This is a genomic window from Guptibacillus hwajinpoensis, assembly GCF_020171785.1.
GTDB classification, from domain to species: Bacteria; Bacillota; Bacilli; order Bacillales; family Guptibacillaceae; genus Guptibacillus; species Guptibacillus sedimenti.
Genome location: NZ_JAIVAE010000003.1, coordinates 408,357 through 423,714, shown reverse-complemented (window position 1 = coordinate 423,714; position 15,358 = coordinate 408,357). Strand labels below are relative to the sequence as shown.

The window sequence follows — 15,358 nt, the reverse complement described above, 5'->3', positions numbered from 1 at the left end:
GTTAGAAGGGAGAGCGATTCAATGAGAATGGTAGACGTAATACAGAAAAAACGAAATGGAAAAGAATTGACGAAAGAAGAAATCAATTTCTTTATTGATGGATATACCAAAGGCGACATTCCTGATTACCAGGCATCGGCATTAATGATGGCAATTTATTTCAATGGAATGAAGTCAAATGAAACAGCGATGCTTACTCAAGCTATGGTGGATTCAGGTGAAACAATTGATTTGTCTGCTATTAAAGGACATAAAGTGGACAAGCATTCTACGGGTGGCGTAGGAGACAAGACAACATTCATTGTTGGTCCACTGGTAGCGTCTGTTGGTGTCCCGGTAGCTAAAATGTCTGGGAGAGGTTTAGGGCACACTGGCGGTACACTAGACAAGCTTGAGTCCATTAAAGGCTTCCATATTGAAATGACAAAGGAAGAGTTTGTTAATAATGTCAATACACACAAACTATCTGTAGCAGGACAAACGGGCAATCTTGCTCCTGCTGACAAAAAATTGTATGCATTGCGCGATGTGACAGCGACTGTTGATTCGATTCCTCTAATCGCAGGCTCAATCATGAGTAAAAAGCTAGCTTCTGGAGCAGATGGAATTGTTCTTGATGTGAAAACTGGCTCTGGTGCATTTATGAAAAAGCTAGAAGATTCTGAAGCGCTTGCTAGAGAAATGGTTAATATCGGAAACAACCTCGGTAGAAACACAGTAGCGGTGATTAGCGACATGAGTCAACCGCTTGGTTTTGAAGTAGGGAATGCGAATGAAGTACGTGAAGCATGTCAGGTTCTTCAAGGAGAGAATATTGAGGATCTCCGTCTTTTATCTCTCGAACTCGCTTCTCATATGACAGTTATTGCTGGAGCATTTGATGATTTTGATACAGCATATAAAACCCTTGAAGAAAATTTACAAAATGGGAAGGCGTTTGAATCATTTAGAACGCTTGTTCAAGCTCAAGGTGGAGATGTTAGTGTCATTGATGACCTTTCTAGATTGCCACAAGCTAAACATGATATTGAAGTAACGGCACAGCAAGACGGATATGTTACGGAAATTGATGCTGAATCAGTTGGCGTGGCAGCTATGTACCTTGGAGCAGGGAGAGCAACCAAGGACGATCAAATTAACCATGGTGTAGGAATTACGCTTAAGAAAAAAGTTGGCGACAAAGTAGAGAAAGGTGAAGCGCTTGTTGTTCTTCACAGCGATGAAGAAGACGTTCAAAACTCAATCAATAAGATTAATGAAGCGTACACGGTTTCTAAACAAGCTACTGAAAAACCGCAACTTATCTATAAAGTGATTAACTAAATTATCTTCGTTATCATTTGAAGGAGTCTCAATTTGAGGCTTCTTTTTTGTGTTTATTAAGGATATCCTTTTGGAGGATCAAGAATTCGTATATTTTTCCAACATGTTGGAAATCCTTGTAATACTAAGAATGGAGGGATCACCAATGAAAGTTGTTGCAACAGCGCTCGCCTTCTTGCTGGGAGGAACCCTACTTGTTCCTTCTTTTACCCATGCAGAAGAAGCAAAGCTAAAAATCGCAGAGAATTCTTCTTCTGCAATTCTGATTGAGCGAGATACAGGTGAAGTATTGTTTGAAAAAGATAGTGATAAAAAGCTTCCTCCTGCGAGTATGACAAAAATCATGACGATGATCTTAATTATGGAAGCGATAGAAAGTGGCAAAATAAGTCTTGATCAGAAGGTAAGAGCAAGTGAATATGCTGCATCAATGGGTGGTTCGCAGATTTTCCTTGAAGCAGGAGAGGAAATGACTGTTAATGATATGCTGAAAGGCATCGCAATCGCTTCTGGTAATGATGCTTCTGTTGCAATGGCAGAAGCGATCGCTGGTTCGGAAGAAGAGTTTGTTAAGTTAATGAATGAGAAAGCGGAATCAATGGGTCTTAGTCATACCCATTTTGTGAATCCGACTGGTTTGCCTGCGGAAGATCATTATTCAACAGCAAATGATATGGCATTAATGGCGAAAGAGCTCCTTAAATATGAATTGATTACAAAATATACTGGTTTGTATGAAGACTATTTAAGGCAGGATACAGATAAAAAATTCTGGCTTGTTAACACAAACAAACTTGTTAAATTTTATCCTGGTGTTGATGGTTTAAAGACTGGATTTACAAGTGAAGCAAAATACTGTCTGACTGCTACAGCAAAGCGAGATGACATGCGAGTTGTTGCCGTCGTTATGGGTGCACCTTCTCCCAAAGTACGTAATGCTGAGATTACAAAACTTTTTGATTATGCCTTTTCTCAGTACAAAACCCAAAAACTATTTGATCGTAACAAAGTTGTCACAGAAGTGAAAGTAAATAAAGGAGATCAGTCTTCTATGTCTGTTGTCACTTCTGAGCGTGTCTCTGTTTTACTAAAAAAAGGCCAGGAAAACGGGGATATCACAACGAGTATAAAAATCAAAAAGAATATTGAAACGCCTGTAAAGCAAGGGGATGAGGTGGGTGAACTGTCAGTGAAAATTGACGGGCATGTGACGGCAACCTCCCCCGTTATATCTGCGGAAAATATAAACAAAGCTTCCTGGTGGCAGCTGATGAAACGAACGGCGGCGCAGTTCGCCAAAGCACCTACCCAAACTGTCAAGTGATCACCACTTTCATCGAATGAACACTAGTTTTGTCAGGAAGAAGGAATTAACCCTGTAAAGAGAGAAAAAACTCACAAGCAAACATGAGGAGGAATGTTACGTGAGTCTTTCGATCAATCTTGAAGTGAGACATCCCGTTCTTTTGATTCGACTTGATGGAGAGTTGGATCATCATACGTCAGAAGAACTAAGAGACAGGGTAGATACGATTATTGAAGAACGTAAAATTGAGCATATTGTACTTAGTCTCGAAGGACTATCTTTTATGGATAGTTCTGGCCTTGGTGTTGTTCTAGGTCGTTACAATAAAGTGAAAAGTTTTGGTGGAGAAATGGTTGTCTGCTCGATTTCCCCCCCTGTTAAGCGTTTGTTTGAAATGTCTGGACTCTTTAAAATTGTGAGACTAGAAGCTGACGAACAGCATGCTCTCGCAACTTTGGGGGTGGCATAATGAGAAATCGAATGGAATTAGAATTTTCTGCGCTTAGTCAGAATGAATCTTTCGCTCGTGTAACGGTTGCTGCTTTTATTGCTCAGCTTGATCCTACTGTCGATGAGTTAACTGAGATCAAAACTGTTGTTTCAGAGGCTGTAACGAATGCCATTATTCATGGGTATGAGCAAAACGGAGAAGAAAAGGTTTATATTTCTGTGGAGTTAAATGACGATACGGTTAATTTAACGATTCGTGATCATGGTGTTGGTATTCTAGACCTTGAGGAGGCGAGACAGCCTCTATATACCTCAAAGCCTGAATTAGAAAGATCAGGTATGGGATTCACAATTATGGAAAATTTTATGGATGAGGTTAAAGTGGAATCGGCTAGTGGACAGGGAACAACGATTCACTTAATGAAGTACCTATCAAAAAATAAAGCGTTATGTAATTAAGGGGACCTGCATATGGACGTGGAGGTTAGAAAAGGGAAGCAGTCGCAACTAAAGCCTGATGAAGTTAAGGAATTGATCAAACACAGCCAGGATGGAGACCAGGCGGCGCGAGATCTTATTGTTGAAAAGAATATGCGTCTCGTTTGGTCAGTTGTACAGCGATTTCTAAATAGAGGGTATGAAGCGGATGATCTCTTTCAGATCGGGTGTATCGGTCTGCTAAAATCTGTTGATAAATTTGATTTAAGTTACGATGTTAAATTCTCCACATATGCAGTTCCGATGATTATCGGAGAAATCCAGCGTTTTATACGTGATGATGGGACTGTGAAAGTGAGTCGGTCTCTTAAAGAAACGGGAAATAAAGTACGGAAAGCAAAAGATGAGCTATCCAAAACCCTTGGAAGAACGCCAACAGTAAATGAAATTGCAGAACGAATCGAGGTTACACCAGAAGAGGTTGTTCTGGCTCAAGAAGCGGTACGAGCTCCTTCTTCCATACACGAAACTGTTTATGAAAACGATGGAGATCCAATTACCCTTTTAGATCAAATTGCTGATAACACGGACACCGCCTGGTTTGATAAATTAGCTTTAAAGGAAGCACTACAGTATCTTGATACGAGAGAAAGGTTAATCGTTTATTTAAGATATTACAAAGATCAAACCCAATCTGAAGTAGCGGAACGTCTTGGCATTTCTCAAGTTCAAGTTTCGAGATTAGAAAAGAAGATTTTAAAACAAATAAAAGAACAGATGAGTAAATAACTCATCTGTTCTTTTATTTGTTTTAAAAGAGAAGTGGTAAGAATGAACGTTCACTTCGCTTTAGGGAATTAATGGTACTTACGCAGCATGAGAATGAGAGTGATTTGGTAGAAACATACTATAACCAATATGCCCCTTGCATAAGGAGGTGAAGGACCATGGAAAGTGAGATGATCTATCTTCGACTAAGGCAGAAGAAGAAGGTCCCCCCAAATAAAGAACTTTTGATTGGAGATATTGCCCAGTTAATAGGAGAAGACAAAAATTGTGCCAAAGTAGAAAAAATCCCGATTTATCAGGTGACAAAAGAAGATAAAAATTTGGTCGTGATCGATGTAATGAAAGTGATAACAGCCATCCAAAAAGTGATGAATTATATTGAGGTTCAAGTTGTTGGTCCTACACAAACAATTGTTGAAGTTCAATATCCTAAGAAAAAACTAGCACCTGTTTATTTTGTGTTTATCTGGTTTTTATTATTTATTGGGGCTGCTCTAGCGATCATGAACTTCCACGAAGATGTCAGTATGAGAGAAGTGCATCAACAGATTTATAAAATTGTGACTGGAATTGATAATCCGAAGCCTTTGCTTCTGCAAGTACCCTATTCATTTGGTCTCGGAATTGGGATGGTTCTCTTCTTTAATCATCTTTTTAAAAAGCGATTTAATGAAGAGCCAAGTCCTTTGGAAGTGGAAATGTTTAATTACCAACAAGATCTTGATCAATATGTCATTGTCCATGAAAACGATGAGAATGGTCATAACAAACCATGAATGCTCAGTTTCTACTCGTTATGCTTATTGGTTTTGCGGAAGGAATTGCTGTAGGAGCTGGGTTCGTTGCTTTTCTTTCAGTTCTTGGTATTATTCCCCGTCTTACTCAGCTATCAAAGACTTTACATCTTATTCGTTTTTACGAATGGGGAATTATTATAGGGGCTATCGTATCAAGCTGGTTATCTTTACGAAACCCAACTTTAAACCTCCCTAAATTTGTAGTTGTCCCAATTGGACTTGGAGCGGGAGTATTTATTGGTATGTTAGCGGCTGCCTTAACGGAAGTTTTAAACGTTCTTCCTATATTAACGAAACGAATTGGATTTATCGATAAGATCTTGATTTTACTAATGGCTATTGTGTTAGGGAAGGTTTTCGGATCATTGTTTCATTGGACAATCTTTGTAAATGGAGGCTAAAAATAATGGCAAATTCGTTGAACGACCAGAAACAATATTCAAAAAATATTAAAACTTATCAGCCAAAACCGCCTTATTTATTAAATGTGGTGAAAGCATTCGTTGTAGGAGGACTCATTTGTATGTTTGGTCAGGGCGTACAGAATTTTTATATGAACGTCTTTAACTTTTCAGAAAAAAATGCAGGAAATCCTACGGTTGCCACACTGATCCTTATCGCGGCGCTTTTAACTGCTTTTGGTTGGTATGACAAAATTGGTCAATTTGCAGGTGCTGGTTCAGCGGTACCTGTAACAGGTTTTGCAAATTCCATTACAAGCGCAGCTCTTGAACATAAAAGTGAGGGCATTGTACTTGGGATTGCAACGAACATGTTCAAACTTGCTGGTTCGGTCATCGTGTTTGGTGTTGTTGCAGCATACATTGTCGGTATCCTCAGAATGCTCTTTAAAGCACTGATATAAGGAGAGAATTGTTATGAAGTCTGGAAAACAAACTTGGGAGTTCTCTACTGTTTTTTTGCAGTCTGTAGGGACAGCGGTTGGTCCTAAAGAAGCGGAGGGACCGTTTGGAGATTCGTTCGATGTCACCTATAGTAACCTTCACTGTGATCAGGATAATTGGGAACTGGCAGAAAGAAAATTATTAGAGGATGCGGTAGAAAGTTGTTTATCAAAAAAGGAACTAAACCCCAATGATGTTGACATTTTTGTGGCAGGTGATTTATTGAATCAAATTGTTAGTGCCACTTATACAGCTAGAACAAATCAAATCCCTTTTCTTGGGGTTTTTGGAGCATGTTCTACTTCAATGGAATCTCTAGCCATTGCTTCATCGTTAGTAGAAGGTGGATTTGCTAATAAAGCTATTGCGGGAGTAAGTAGCCATAATGCAACAGCCGAAAGGCAGTTTCGATACCCAACAGAATATGGTGGTCAAAAGCCTGGAACGGCTACCTCGACTGTTACGGGTGCAGGTGCCGCATTGATTAGTCAAGAACCATCGGATATAAGAATTTCCGCAGCAACAATTGGTCGAGTGGTGGATTGGGGAATAAAGGATCCATTTGATATGGGGAGTGCAATGGCGCCAGCTGCAGCAGATACCCTAGCAACTCATTTTACGGATTTAAATATTGAACCTTCAGCGTATGATCTTATCGTTACCGGTGACTTATCAGCTGTAGGAGCTCCGATTGTAAGAGATTTGTTAAGCGAAAAAGGATTTGACATTACTAACAATCATAATGATTGTGGGCTGATGATTTACAGACCAGATCAAAAAGAAGTATTTGCTGGTGGAAGTGGATGTGCTTGTTCAGCCGTCGTCACATATGGTCACCTTATTGACCTATTAAAAAAGGGGAATTATAACAAAATTCTTGTTACAGCAACAGGATGTTTGCATAGTCCCGTAATGGTTCAACAAAAAGAAACAATGCCTGCTATTGCTCACGCAGTCGTATTTGAACGAGTTGGAGGTGTGAAATAGTGGAATATTTTATCGCTTTTGCAGTCGGCGGTGGGATCTGTGTCATCGGTCAATTATTACTTGATATTTTCAGACTAACTCCAGCTCACGTCATGTCTTCTTTTGTTGTAACAGGAGCAGTGCTTGATGGATTTGGGATTTATGATCGCCTTATTGAATTTGCTGGAGCTGGTGCGACTGTACCTATTACTAGCTTTGGTCATTCACTTCTCCATGGCGCTATGCAGCAAGGGGAAGAACACGGCTTCATTGGAATTGCAATGGGGATATTTCAATTAACCTCAGCAGGTATTTCTTCTGCAATTGTTTTTGGATTTATTGTAGCTATTTTATTTAAACCAAAGGGGTGAAAATCATGAAAAAGCGGCGGGTGATCTTCGTCACTGACGGAGACCTTTATGCGCAAAAAGCAATAGAAAAAGTAGCTACAGATATTGGAGGAAGATGCATTAGTCAATCTGCAGGAAATCCCACCCCGCTTGCTGGTTACGAAATTATCGCTCTTATTAAAGAAGCTCCTCATGATCCAGTTTTTGTTATGTTCGATGATAGTGGATTTCCTGGTGAAGGATATGGGGAACTAGCTATGCAATCTGTTGCTGAAGATGAAAGCATTGAACTACTTGGGGCCATTGCAGTCGCATCCAGAACTCATTTCTCAGAATGGACGAGGGTTGATGTCTCCATTGATCGTGACGGAGAATTGACACATTATGGAGTGGACAAAAATGGATTTGCAGATATGGAGGCGGGAAGAATAGATGGCGACACGGTGTCAATCTTAGATAAATTAAACCTTCCCATTATTATAGGTGTCGGTGATATAGGTAAAATGTCAGGTTATGATGATCCGGAAGTTGGTTCGCCTATAACATTGAAAGCCGTTCAAATTCTGCTAGAAAGGAGCGGTTTTTATGACCACTAAAATCGATAATAAACAAAAAATATTTAAAAAGATTAAAGAAAACGAAGAATTTTTAAAGAAATCAATCGGAATTGGAAAAAGTTTTGATGTAGGAGTTCGAAAACTTAAGATTCTTAACAAAGAAATTCAGTTTTACTATTGTACAGGGCTTTGTGACACATCCATCATTGTAGAAATTATGCGAGAGCTGATGGAGGTTGATGATCATCATCGATTAACGGTTAAATTTGAGCAAGTGATACATAATCATTTGCCACATCAGCAGGTTACAGAGGTTGAAACGTTCGATGAAGTCGTCGACCAGGTTTTATCTGGATTAATCGCAGTTTTTATGGAAGGCGAAGAAATCGCTTATATTATTGATGTTCGAAAGTATCCAGGAAGAACTCCACAGGAGCCTGATACAGAGAAAGTTATTAGAGGTTCACGTGATGGTTTTACTGAAAACATCATTGAAAATACGGCTTTAACAAGACGCCGGATACGAGATGGTCGACTACGCAATGAAATTTTCCAAGTTGGAGAACGGTCTAAAACAGACGTATGTATTACCTATATTCAAGATGTGGCCAATCCAAATTTGGTTGAAATTATAAAAAAGAAATTAAAAGAAATTAACATTGATGGTATTCCAATGGCCGATAAAACGGTAGAAGAGTTTCTTGTGCACCAGGCAGGTAACCCTTTTCCGCTTGTGCGATATACGGAAAGGCCTGATGTTGCGGCTTCTCATTTACTTGAAGGGCACGTGTTAATCATCGTAGACACTTCACCAAGCGTTATTATAACACCAACTACTTTTTTTCATCATGTTCAACATGCTGAAGAATATCGAGAAGCCCCTTTACCAGGTGCGTTTTTAAGATGGGTTCGATTTGGTGGGATGTTAGCTGCGCTACTCTTGCTACCACTGTGGTTATTAGCGGTATATGAACCGCAGTTACTACCTAAAACGATCGATTTTATCGGCCCGAATGATGAAACAAATGTACCGATATTTGTTCAAATTATGCTTGCTGAAGTAGGGATTGAAACGCTGAGGATGGCTGCAATTCACACCCCAACGCCACTCTCCACGGCCATGGGATTAATCGCGGCCGTGTTAATCGGACAGATTGCCATCGATGTCGGATTATTCGTTCCAGAAGTTATCCTATATGTTTCGATTGCTGCAATAGGATCATATGCAACACCAAGTTATGAATTATCGATTGCAAATAAACTTGTAAGGCTTCTTCTTTTATTACTTGTCTTTTTCTTTCGAGTGCCGGGATATATGATTGGAATTACAGCAATCATTTTATTCCTTGTTGCGTTAAAACCTTTAAACACCCCCTACCTATGGCCGTTTATTCCTTTTAATCCTAAAGCCTTTATTCAAGTGTTGATTCGTGTATCAGTTCCACTCACTAAACTACGTCCAAGCATTACAGAACCACAAAATGAAACGAAGCAACCGGACAAACCACTTGCCGAATCTTAGAAAGTATGATAATTTATTTCTTAATTGAATAGACCTCATTGAATGTAATGGGGATAGAGGCGCAAAACGAATGAGTATGGTATCTGAGCATAGAATGGAATGCGAGGATGATATCAGAAAGGTCAATTTGCCGAAGTGAGAAAAGAGCCATCCTTTTCTTGCTGGGCTGCTGCTGAACAAGTTGCAGACTGTCACCGAAAGAGGAATATTTTCGGTGGTGAGCTAATCCAACTCGTGAGGATACGGAGAAAACAGCCAATGTATCTATAAAGTTGGCTGTTTTTCTTATTTTGTGGAGGGTTGCTCGCATTCATATCAGCGAGAGGGGAGAAATGATTGTGAATTTATACGGAACGTCAGCAATTTCAGAAGAAGGCCATTTATCAGTTGGAGGCGTTGATACAGTAAAATTAAGTCAAAAATACGGAACGGCCTTATATGTTTATGATGTAGCGATGATTAGAGAGAAAGCGCGAGCATTTCGAAATGCTTTTGAACAGGAGAAGGTCAACTACCAAGTAGCCTATGCTAGTAAAGCATTCTCTTGTATGGCAATGATTCAACTTGCTGAAGAAGAAGGATTAAGTCTCGATGTGGTTTCAGGTGGAGAACTCTATACAGCTTTAAAAGCAGGGTTTCCGGTAGAACGAATTCACTTTCATGGAAATAACAAAAGTGAAGCGGAAATTCGAATGGCGCTAGATGCAAAAATAGGGTGCTTTGTTGTGGATAACTTCTATGAACTAACGTTACTTGAACAGTTAGCGGAAGAGAAAAATGTGGTGGCAAATGTGCTTTTGCGTATTACGCCTGGAATTGAAGCACATACCCATGACTATATCTTAACTGGACAGGAAGATTCAAAATTTGGTTTTGATTTACAAAGTGGTCAAGTAGAACAAGCCATTGTTCAAGCAACAAGCATGAAAGCTATTCACCTTCTTGGTCTCCATTGTCATATTGGTTCTCAAATCTTTGAAACGAATGGTTTTGTAATGGCTATTGAGAAAATTTATCGTTACCTTGCTAGGTGGTTTGAACTCTATGGGTATGAGCCAGAAGTTCTTAATTTAGGTGGAGGGTTTGGAATTCGATATACTGAAGAAGATCATCCACTCCCAGTTGGCGACTATATCGCGGCAATGGTTAATGCTGTAAGAGCTCAGTTAGGTAATGAAATGAAAATCCCAGAAATTTGGATTGAGCCAGGACGTTCGCTCGTTGGAGAAGCTGGCTTGACGTTATATACAGTAGGATCACACAAGAAAGTGCCAGAACTTCGTCATTATCTTGCAGTAGATGGAGGAATGACAGATAATTTACGACCGGCCCTTTATCAAGCAAAGTATGAAGCAACGATTGCAAATCGCATGAATGAGCCGAAAGAACAGGTTTATTCAGTTGCGGGAAAATGTTGTGAGTCAGGTGACATGTTAATCTGGGATTGCAAATTACAAAGCGCCATAGCAGGAGATACGATGGCTGTATTTTCAACGGGGGCGTACGGGTATTCTATGGCAAATAACTATAACAGACTACCTCGACCAGCGGTGGTTTTTGTGGAAAATGGAGAAGCACAACTCGTCGTGAAGAGAGAATCTTTTGAGGATTTAATACGTCATGACCTTCCGTTAAAACAAGCGATTATTTCAAAATAACTTTGTAAAAGTAGAAATGATAGGGAACAGCATAAGTATGTGCTATAATGAAAGAGCTTTGAAGAAAATTGTTAGTGCAGGAGGATTTATTTATGAAAAAAGGAACAATTGCATTTGATAATGGAGAAAAAATCGAAATCGAGTTTTACCCAGAAGCAGCACCGAATACCGTTGCTAACTTTGAAAAGCTTGCTAACGAAGGTTTTTACAATGGTGTAAACTTTCACCGTGTTATCCCAGGTTTCGTAGCACAGGGTGGAGACCCAACAGGAACTGGAATGGGTGGACCTGGATATGCAATCGATTGTGAAACAGAAGGAAACCCTCATAAGCACGTAGCTGGTTCATTGTCTATGGCTCATGCAGGTAAAAATACAGGTGGAAGCCAGTTTTTCCTTGTTCATGAACCTCAGCCTCACCTTGACGGTGTTCACACTGTTTTTGGTCAGGTAACAGAAGGAATGGATACGGTTCTTCGCATTAAGCAAGGCGATGTGATGAAAGAAGTTAAAGTCTGGGACGAAGAATAGTTCCGACGCATCAAAACTAAATACTTTCCTTCGGGGTCGGGTGAAAGTCCCAACCGGCGGTGATGTCTAGCTAAAGCTAGCTAAGTCCGTGACCCGGTTGCGTATGCAAACGGTGGATCTGGTGTGAAACCAGAACCGACAGTATAGTCTGGATGGGAGAAGGAAACTTATAGCTAATCTCCTTTTGAATCATGAATTCAAAAGGCTTATTTGGCATATAATTTTGACTCCCATAACACCGTTATGGGAGTTTTTTTATTCTCTTTCTTAACCACTAAGGAGAGTAGAAATGGAGCTAACTCGATGAATCATATGGATTTTATGAACACCGCTATAGAAATGGCTAAAAGTACAATTGGTCAAACACGTCCAAATCCTTCCGTTGGTTGTTTACTTGTAAATAATGGACGAATCGTAGGGATGGGCGCCCATTTGAAAGCTGGAGAAGGTCATGCAGAAATACAGGCTTTGAAAATGGCCGGGAGTGAAGCTGAGGGTAGCACGGCTTATGTCACGCTTGAACCGTGTAGTCATCATGGCCGCACGCCTCCTTGTTCGGATGCTCTTATTCATGCAGGAGTTAGCGAAGTTTATGTGGCTAGTCAGGATCCGAATCCACTCGTAGCTGGTCAAGGCGTGTCTAAGTTACAAGCTGCAGGGATAAAGGTAACGATTGGACTATTAGAGGAAGAAGCACTTAAATTGAATCGGATGTTCTTCCATTATATCTCTCATAAACGGCCATACGTCACGTTGAAAGCTGCGGCAACATTAGATGGTAAAATTGCTTCACATACTGGTGATAGCAAATGGATAACAGGAGAAGAAGCTCGGAAAGATGTACATGCATTCCGTCATCAGCATGACGCTATTTTAGTAGGAATTGGAACGGTTCTTTCAGATGATCCGTCCCTTACAACTCGATATGGAGAAGGTCTTTCTCCGATCAGAATTATCCTTGATCGTAATTTGAGGATTCCTTCTGATGCAAAAGTGATAAATGATCAAAAAGCGGAAACTTGGGTGATAACAACCAAACAGGCTGCGGGAAAGAGTGAACGAGTATTTCCCGCACATGTTCACGTGCTAGAAGTAGCAAATCCAGCCCTTCCTATTGAAGATGTATTAGCTCTCCTTGGGAAGCGAGAAATTACATCCATTTTTGTGGAAGGCGGATCTGAAGTGCACGGTAGTTTTTTGGAAGCACGTACTTTTCAGCAGGTGATTACATATATCGCGCCTAAGCTCATCGGTGGAAAAGAATCTCCATCAGCATTTGGAGCTAAAGGATTTGAATTCATGAGCGAAGCGGTCGATTTATCGATTGAAAGCGTTGAGCGCATTGGACATGATATTCGTATTATCTCATCAAGGAGGACGTCGTAATGTTTACAGGGATTGTAGAAGAGATTGGCAGAGTGGAAAGTGTGCAGCAAGCAGGAGAGTCGATCGTGATGCAGATCGCTGCATCGAAAGTAGTATCGGACGTTCATCTAGGAGATAGTATTTCGATAAACGGTGTTTGCTTGACGGTTACATCGTTTACAGATGCTTCTTTTTCTGTCGATATTATGCCTGAAACATTTCGTGCTAGTAGCCTGCGTCAACTAGCGCCGAATTCTTCAGTGAATCTTGAACGGGCTATGTCCGCAAAAGGACGTTTTGGTGGTCACTTTGTTTCTGGTCATGTTGACGGTGTCGGGGAAATTACCCGAGTTGAACAAATTGATAACGCGATTTACTATGATATCTCCATTCCTCGGAATCTGTTAATTTACTTTGTCGAAAAGGGATCCGTTTCGGTGGATGGCACAAGTCTTACTGTTTTTGGGATCGGGGAACACTCTCTTACGATTTCACTTATTCCTCATACTGTCGAAGAAACGGTGCTTGGTAAGAAAAGAGTCGGAGATACAGTAAACATTGAATGCGATATGCTTGGGAAGTATATTATGAGATACCTAGAACAAAGAAGCGGATCGAAACCAGAGCCCACTGCTTCACTAGGAAGCCAGTTTTTTGAAGACCATGGGTTTAAATAAGTGATGCAACAGGAGGTTAAGTTATGTTCCACACAATTGAAGAAGCCATTTACGATTTAATGCAAGGCCGGGTCGTTATTGTTTGTGATGACGAAGACAGAGAGAATGAAGGGGATTTTATTGCGTTAGCTGATAAGGTAACGCCAGAGACAATTAATTTTATGATCACAAAAGGTAGAGGACTTGTTTGTACGCCCATTACTGAACAACGCGCGAATCAACTGAAATTAAGTCCTATGGTTGACCATAATACTGATTCCCACGGTACAGCCTTTACCGTTAGTGTTGATCATAAAAGTACAACCACTGGCATTTCAGCAGCAGAAAGAGCTACAACCATTCAATATCTCATCCATCCAGATGCAAAACCCGCTGATTTTAACCGACCAGGTCATATTTTCCCTTTGATTGCTAAGGATGGGGGAGTACTTAGAAGAGCGGGACATACAGAAGCAGCAGTTGATTTAGCTCGTCTATCAGGTTCAGCCCCTGCTGGTGTTATCTGTGAAATCATGAAAGAAGACGGTGAGATGGCACGAGTCCCGGATTTAAAAGAGATCTCTGAAGAATTCGATTTGAAAATGATTACAATTAAGGATTTAATTCAGTATCGAAATCGTAAAGATGTGCTTGTTCAAAAGGAAGTAGAAATCGAACTTCCTACTGAATTTGGGTCTTTTCGAGCTGTCGGATATTCAAACATTATTGATCAGAAAGAGCATGTAGCATTAATAAAGGGAGAGATTATTCCTGATCAACCGACGCTTGTTCGCGTACATTCTGAGTGCTTAACAGGTGATGTCTTTGGATCTTTCCGCTGTGATTGTGGTCCACAGCTTCATGCAGCTTTAGCACAAATAGAAGAAGAAGGACACGGCGTGCTTCTCTACATGCGTCAAGAAGGAAGAGGGATAGGACTTCTAAATAAGATGAAAGCTTATAAGCTTCAAGAAGAGGGTTACGATACCGTTGAAGCAAATGAAAAGCTTGGATTTAAGCCGGATTTAAGAGATTATGGGATTGGCGCTCAGATATTGCGTGATCTAGGTGTTTCCAAAATGAACTTATTAACAAACAACCCTAGAAAAATAGCGGGATTAACCGGTTATGGTCTTGAAGTAGCGTCACGAGTAGCGCTTCAAATGCCTTCAAGAAAAGAGAACGAACGCTACCTGAAAACAAAGCACAGTAAGCTAGGACACATGCTACATTTCTAATAAAGTAACGAAATTATAGGAGGTTATTTAAGATGGGACAAACATTTGAAGGAAATTTGGTTGGATCAGGATTAAAAGTGGGTATAGTAGTAGGAAGATTTAATGAATTTATAACAAGTAAACTACTTGGAGGTGCTGAAGACGCGTTAAAACGCCATGGCCTCTCAGAAGATAACATTGATGTCGCATGGGTGCCCGGGGCGTTTGAGATTCCTTTTGCCGCAAAAAAAATGGTGGATACCGGAAAATATGACGCAATTATTACGTTAGGTACCGTTATTCGTGGAGCAACGCCTCATTTTGATTATGTATGTGGAGAAGTGTCTAAAGGCGTAGCCAATTTAACAATGCAGACTGGCGTTCCAGTTATTTTTGGTGTATTAACAACAAATACAATTGAACAAGCCGTTGAACGGGCTGGTACAAAAGCTGGAAATAAAGGATGGGATGCAGCAACTGCCGCAATTGAGATGGCGAATTTATCAAAATCATTTGAAGGTTGATTATC

General features: G+C 40.3%; 18 protein-coding genes and 2 riboswitches. All 18 genes read left to right on the top strand.

Translation table 11 applies throughout. The features are described from left to right. Nucleotides 1-21: 21 nt before the first annotated feature. Nucleotides 22-1,323, top strand: coding sequence for a pyrimidine-nucleoside phosphorylase (locus LCL91_RS06170; RefSeq protein ID WP_224880894.1), 1,302 nt, complete (start codon nucleotides 22-24; stop codon nucleotides 1,321-1,323). A gap of 145 nt (nucleotides 1,324-1,468) precedes the next feature. Continuing rightward, nucleotides 1,469-2,647 carry a D-alanyl-D-alanine carboxypeptidase family protein gene (locus tag LCL91_RS06165; RefSeq protein WP_224880892.1) on the top strand — a complete coding sequence of 393 codons (1,179 nt, stop codon included), beginning with the start codon at nucleotides 1,469-1,471 and terminating at the stop codon, nucleotides 2,645-2,647. A 100-nt stretch (nucleotides 2,648-2,747) separates the two neighbouring features. Further along, a complete protein-coding gene (spoIIAA, locus tag LCL91_RS06160; RefSeq protein WP_098444045.1) occupies nucleotides 2,748-3,098 on the top strand; it encodes an anti-sigma F factor antagonist in 351 nt (116 codons plus the stop codon). Continuing rightward, complete coding sequence (gene spoIIAB / locus LCL91_RS06155; RefSeq protein WP_098444044.1) at nucleotides 3,098-3,538, top strand: anti-sigma F factor; 441 nt, start codon at nucleotides 3,098-3,100, stop codon at nucleotides 3,536-3,538. The genes spoIIAA and spoIIAB overlap by 1 nt, the downstream gene beginning before the upstream one ends. A 12-nt stretch (nucleotides 3,539-3,550) precedes the next feature. Then, complete coding sequence (gene sigF / locus LCL91_RS06150) at nucleotides 3,551-4,306, top strand: RNA polymerase sporulation sigma factor SigF (RefSeq protein ID WP_098444043.1); 756 nt, start codon at nucleotides 3,551-3,553, stop codon at nucleotides 4,304-4,306. Between the two features lie 158 nt (nucleotides 4,307-4,464). Next, entirely contained in the window at nucleotides 4,465-5,082 is a 618-nt protein-coding gene (locus LCL91_RS06145) for a stage V sporulation protein AA (protein WP_224880890.1), read from the top strand. After that, nucleotides 5,079-5,504 (top strand): stage V sporulation protein AB, encoded by a 426-nt coding sequence (locus LCL91_RS06140; protein WP_224880888.1) that lies wholly within the window; start codon nucleotides 5,079-5,081, stop codon nucleotides 5,502-5,504. Before LCL91_RS06145 ends, LCL91_RS06140 begins: the two co-directional genes overlap by 4 nt. A gap of 5 nt (nucleotides 5,505-5,509) precedes the next feature. Continuing rightward, nucleotides 5,510-5,968 (top strand): stage V sporulation protein AC, encoded by a 459-nt coding sequence (gene spoVAC / locus LCL91_RS06135; protein WP_224880886.1) that lies wholly within the window; start codon nucleotides 5,510-5,512, stop codon nucleotides 5,966-5,968. A 13-nt stretch (nucleotides 5,969-5,981) separates the two neighbouring features. Beyond that, nucleotides 5,982-6,995, top strand: coding sequence for a stage V sporulation protein AD (gene spoVAD, locus LCL91_RS06130; protein ID WP_224880885.1), 1,014 nt, complete (start codon nucleotides 5,982-5,984; stop codon nucleotides 6,993-6,995). Beyond that, on the top strand, nucleotides 6,995-7,345 hold the full coding sequence (gene spoVAE / locus LCL91_RS06125; RefSeq protein WP_165996402.1) for a stage V sporulation protein AE: 351 nt from the start codon (nucleotides 6,995-6,997) through the stop codon (nucleotides 7,343-7,345). Before spoVAD ends, spoVAE begins: the two co-directional genes overlap by 1 nt. A 5-nt stretch (nucleotides 7,346-7,350) precedes the next feature. Beyond that, complete coding sequence (locus LCL91_RS06120; RefSeq protein WP_255639916.1) at nucleotides 7,351-7,920, top strand: stage V sporulation protein AE; 570 nt, start codon at nucleotides 7,351-7,353, stop codon at nucleotides 7,918-7,920. After that, a complete protein-coding gene (locus LCL91_RS06115; RefSeq protein ID WP_224880883.1) occupies nucleotides 7,910-9,403 on the top strand; it encodes a spore germination protein in 1,494 nt (497 codons plus the stop codon). The genes LCL91_RS06120 and LCL91_RS06115 overlap by 11 nt, the downstream gene beginning before the upstream one ends. 46 nt (nucleotides 9,404-9,449) lie before the next feature. Continuing rightward, nucleotides 9,450-9,636: riboswitch (Lysine riboswitch) on the top strand. Between the two features lie 99 nt (nucleotides 9,637-9,735). Next, complete coding sequence (gene lysA / locus LCL91_RS06110; protein ID WP_255639915.1) at nucleotides 9,736-11,061, top strand: diaminopimelate decarboxylase; 1,326 nt, start codon at nucleotides 9,736-9,738, stop codon at nucleotides 11,059-11,061. A gap of 92 nt (nucleotides 11,062-11,153) precedes the next feature. Further along, a complete protein-coding gene (locus tag LCL91_RS06105) occupies nucleotides 11,154-11,591 on the top strand; it encodes a peptidylprolyl isomerase (RefSeq protein WP_224880881.1) in 438 nt (145 codons plus the stop codon). A gap of 22 nt (nucleotides 11,592-11,613) precedes the next feature. Then, a riboswitch (FMN riboswitch) is annotated at nucleotides 11,614-11,759 on the top strand. A 135-nt stretch (nucleotides 11,760-11,894) separates the two neighbouring features. Beyond that, the gene (gene ribD, locus LCL91_RS06100; RefSeq protein WP_425589658.1) at nucleotides 11,895-12,977 is read left to right on the top strand and encodes a bifunctional diaminohydroxyphosphoribosylaminopyrimidine deaminase/5-amino-6-(5-phosphoribosylamino)uracil reductase RibD; all 1,083 of its coding nucleotides are present in this window, start codon (nucleotides 11,895-11,897) and stop codon (nucleotides 12,975-12,977) included. Then, a complete protein-coding gene (ribE, locus tag LCL91_RS06095; protein ID WP_224880879.1) occupies nucleotides 12,977-13,633 on the top strand; it encodes a riboflavin synthase in 657 nt (218 codons plus the stop codon). The genes ribD and ribE overlap by 1 nt, the downstream gene beginning before the upstream one ends. Before the next feature lie 23 nt (nucleotides 13,634-13,656). After that, nucleotides 13,657-14,850 (top strand): bifunctional 3,4-dihydroxy-2-butanone-4-phosphate synthase/GTP cyclohydrolase II, encoded by a 1,194-nt coding sequence (locus tag LCL91_RS06090; protein WP_160918938.1) that lies wholly within the window; start codon nucleotides 13,657-13,659, stop codon nucleotides 14,848-14,850. Between the two features lie 32 nt (nucleotides 14,851-14,882). Then, nucleotides 14,883-15,353, top strand: a complete 471-nt coding sequence (ribH, locus tag LCL91_RS06085) for a 6,7-dimethyl-8-ribityllumazine synthase (RefSeq protein WP_159782895.1) — start codon at nucleotides 14,883-14,885, stop codon at nucleotides 15,351-15,353. Nucleotides 15,354-15,358: the final 5 nt, after the last annotated feature.

Excerpts from the sequence above, each read along its gene's own strand:
- ribD (WP_425589658.1), top strand. The coding sequence starts at position 11,895 with ATGAATCATATGGATTTTATGAACACCGCTATAGAAATGGCTAAAAGT.
- LCL91_RS06170 (WP_224880894.1), top strand. The coding sequence starts at position 22 with ATGAGAATGGTAGACGTAATACAGAAAAAACGAAATGGAAAAGAATTG.
- LCL91_RS06115 (WP_224880883.1), top strand. The coding sequence starts at position 7,910 with ATGACCACTAAAATCGATAATAAACAAAAAATATTTAAAAAGATTAAA.
- lysA (WP_255639915.1), top strand. The coding sequence starts at position 9,736 with ATGATTGTGAATTTATACGGAACGTCAGCAATTTCAGAAGAAGGCCAT.
- sigF (WP_098444043.1), top strand. The coding sequence starts at position 3,551 with ATGGACGTGGAGGTTAGAAAAGGGAAGCAGTCGCAACTAAAGCCTGAT.
- spoVAD (WP_224880885.1), top strand. The coding sequence starts at position 5,982 with ATGAAGTCTGGAAAACAAACTTGGGAGTTCTCTACTGTTTTTTTGCAG.
- spoIIAB (WP_098444044.1), top strand. The coding sequence starts at position 3,098 with ATGAGAAATCGAATGGAATTAGAATTTTCTGCGCTTAGTCAGAATGAA.
- ribE (WP_224880879.1), top strand. The coding sequence starts at position 12,977 with ATGTTTACAGGGATTGTAGAAGAGATTGGCAGAGTGGAAAGTGTGCAG.
- LCL91_RS06090 (WP_160918938.1), top strand. The coding sequence starts at position 13,657 with ATGTTCCACACAATTGAAGAAGCCATTTACGATTTAATGCAAGGCCGG.
- LCL91_RS06140 (WP_224880888.1), top strand. The coding sequence starts at position 5,079 with ATGAATGCTCAGTTTCTACTCGTTATGCTTATTGGTTTTGCGGAAGGA.
- LCL91_RS06145 (WP_224880890.1), top strand. The coding sequence starts at position 4,465 with ATGGAAAGTGAGATGATCTATCTTCGACTAAGGCAGAAGAAGAAGGTC.
- LCL91_RS06120 (WP_255639916.1), top strand. The coding sequence starts at position 7,351 with ATGAAAAAGCGGCGGGTGATCTTCGTCACTGACGGAGACCTTTATGCG.
- ribH (WP_159782895.1), top strand. The coding sequence starts at position 14,883 with ATGGGACAAACATTTGAAGGAAATTTGGTTGGATCAGGATTAAAAGTG.
- LCL91_RS06165 (WP_224880892.1), top strand. The coding sequence starts at position 1,469 with ATGAAAGTTGTTGCAACAGCGCTCGCCTTCTTGCTGGGAGGAACCCTA.
- spoVAC (WP_224880886.1), top strand. The coding sequence starts at position 5,510 with ATGGCAAATTCGTTGAACGACCAGAAACAATATTCAAAAAATATTAAA.
- LCL91_RS06105 (WP_224880881.1), top strand. The coding sequence starts at position 11,154 with ATGAAAAAAGGAACAATTGCATTTGATAATGGAGAAAAAATCGAAATC.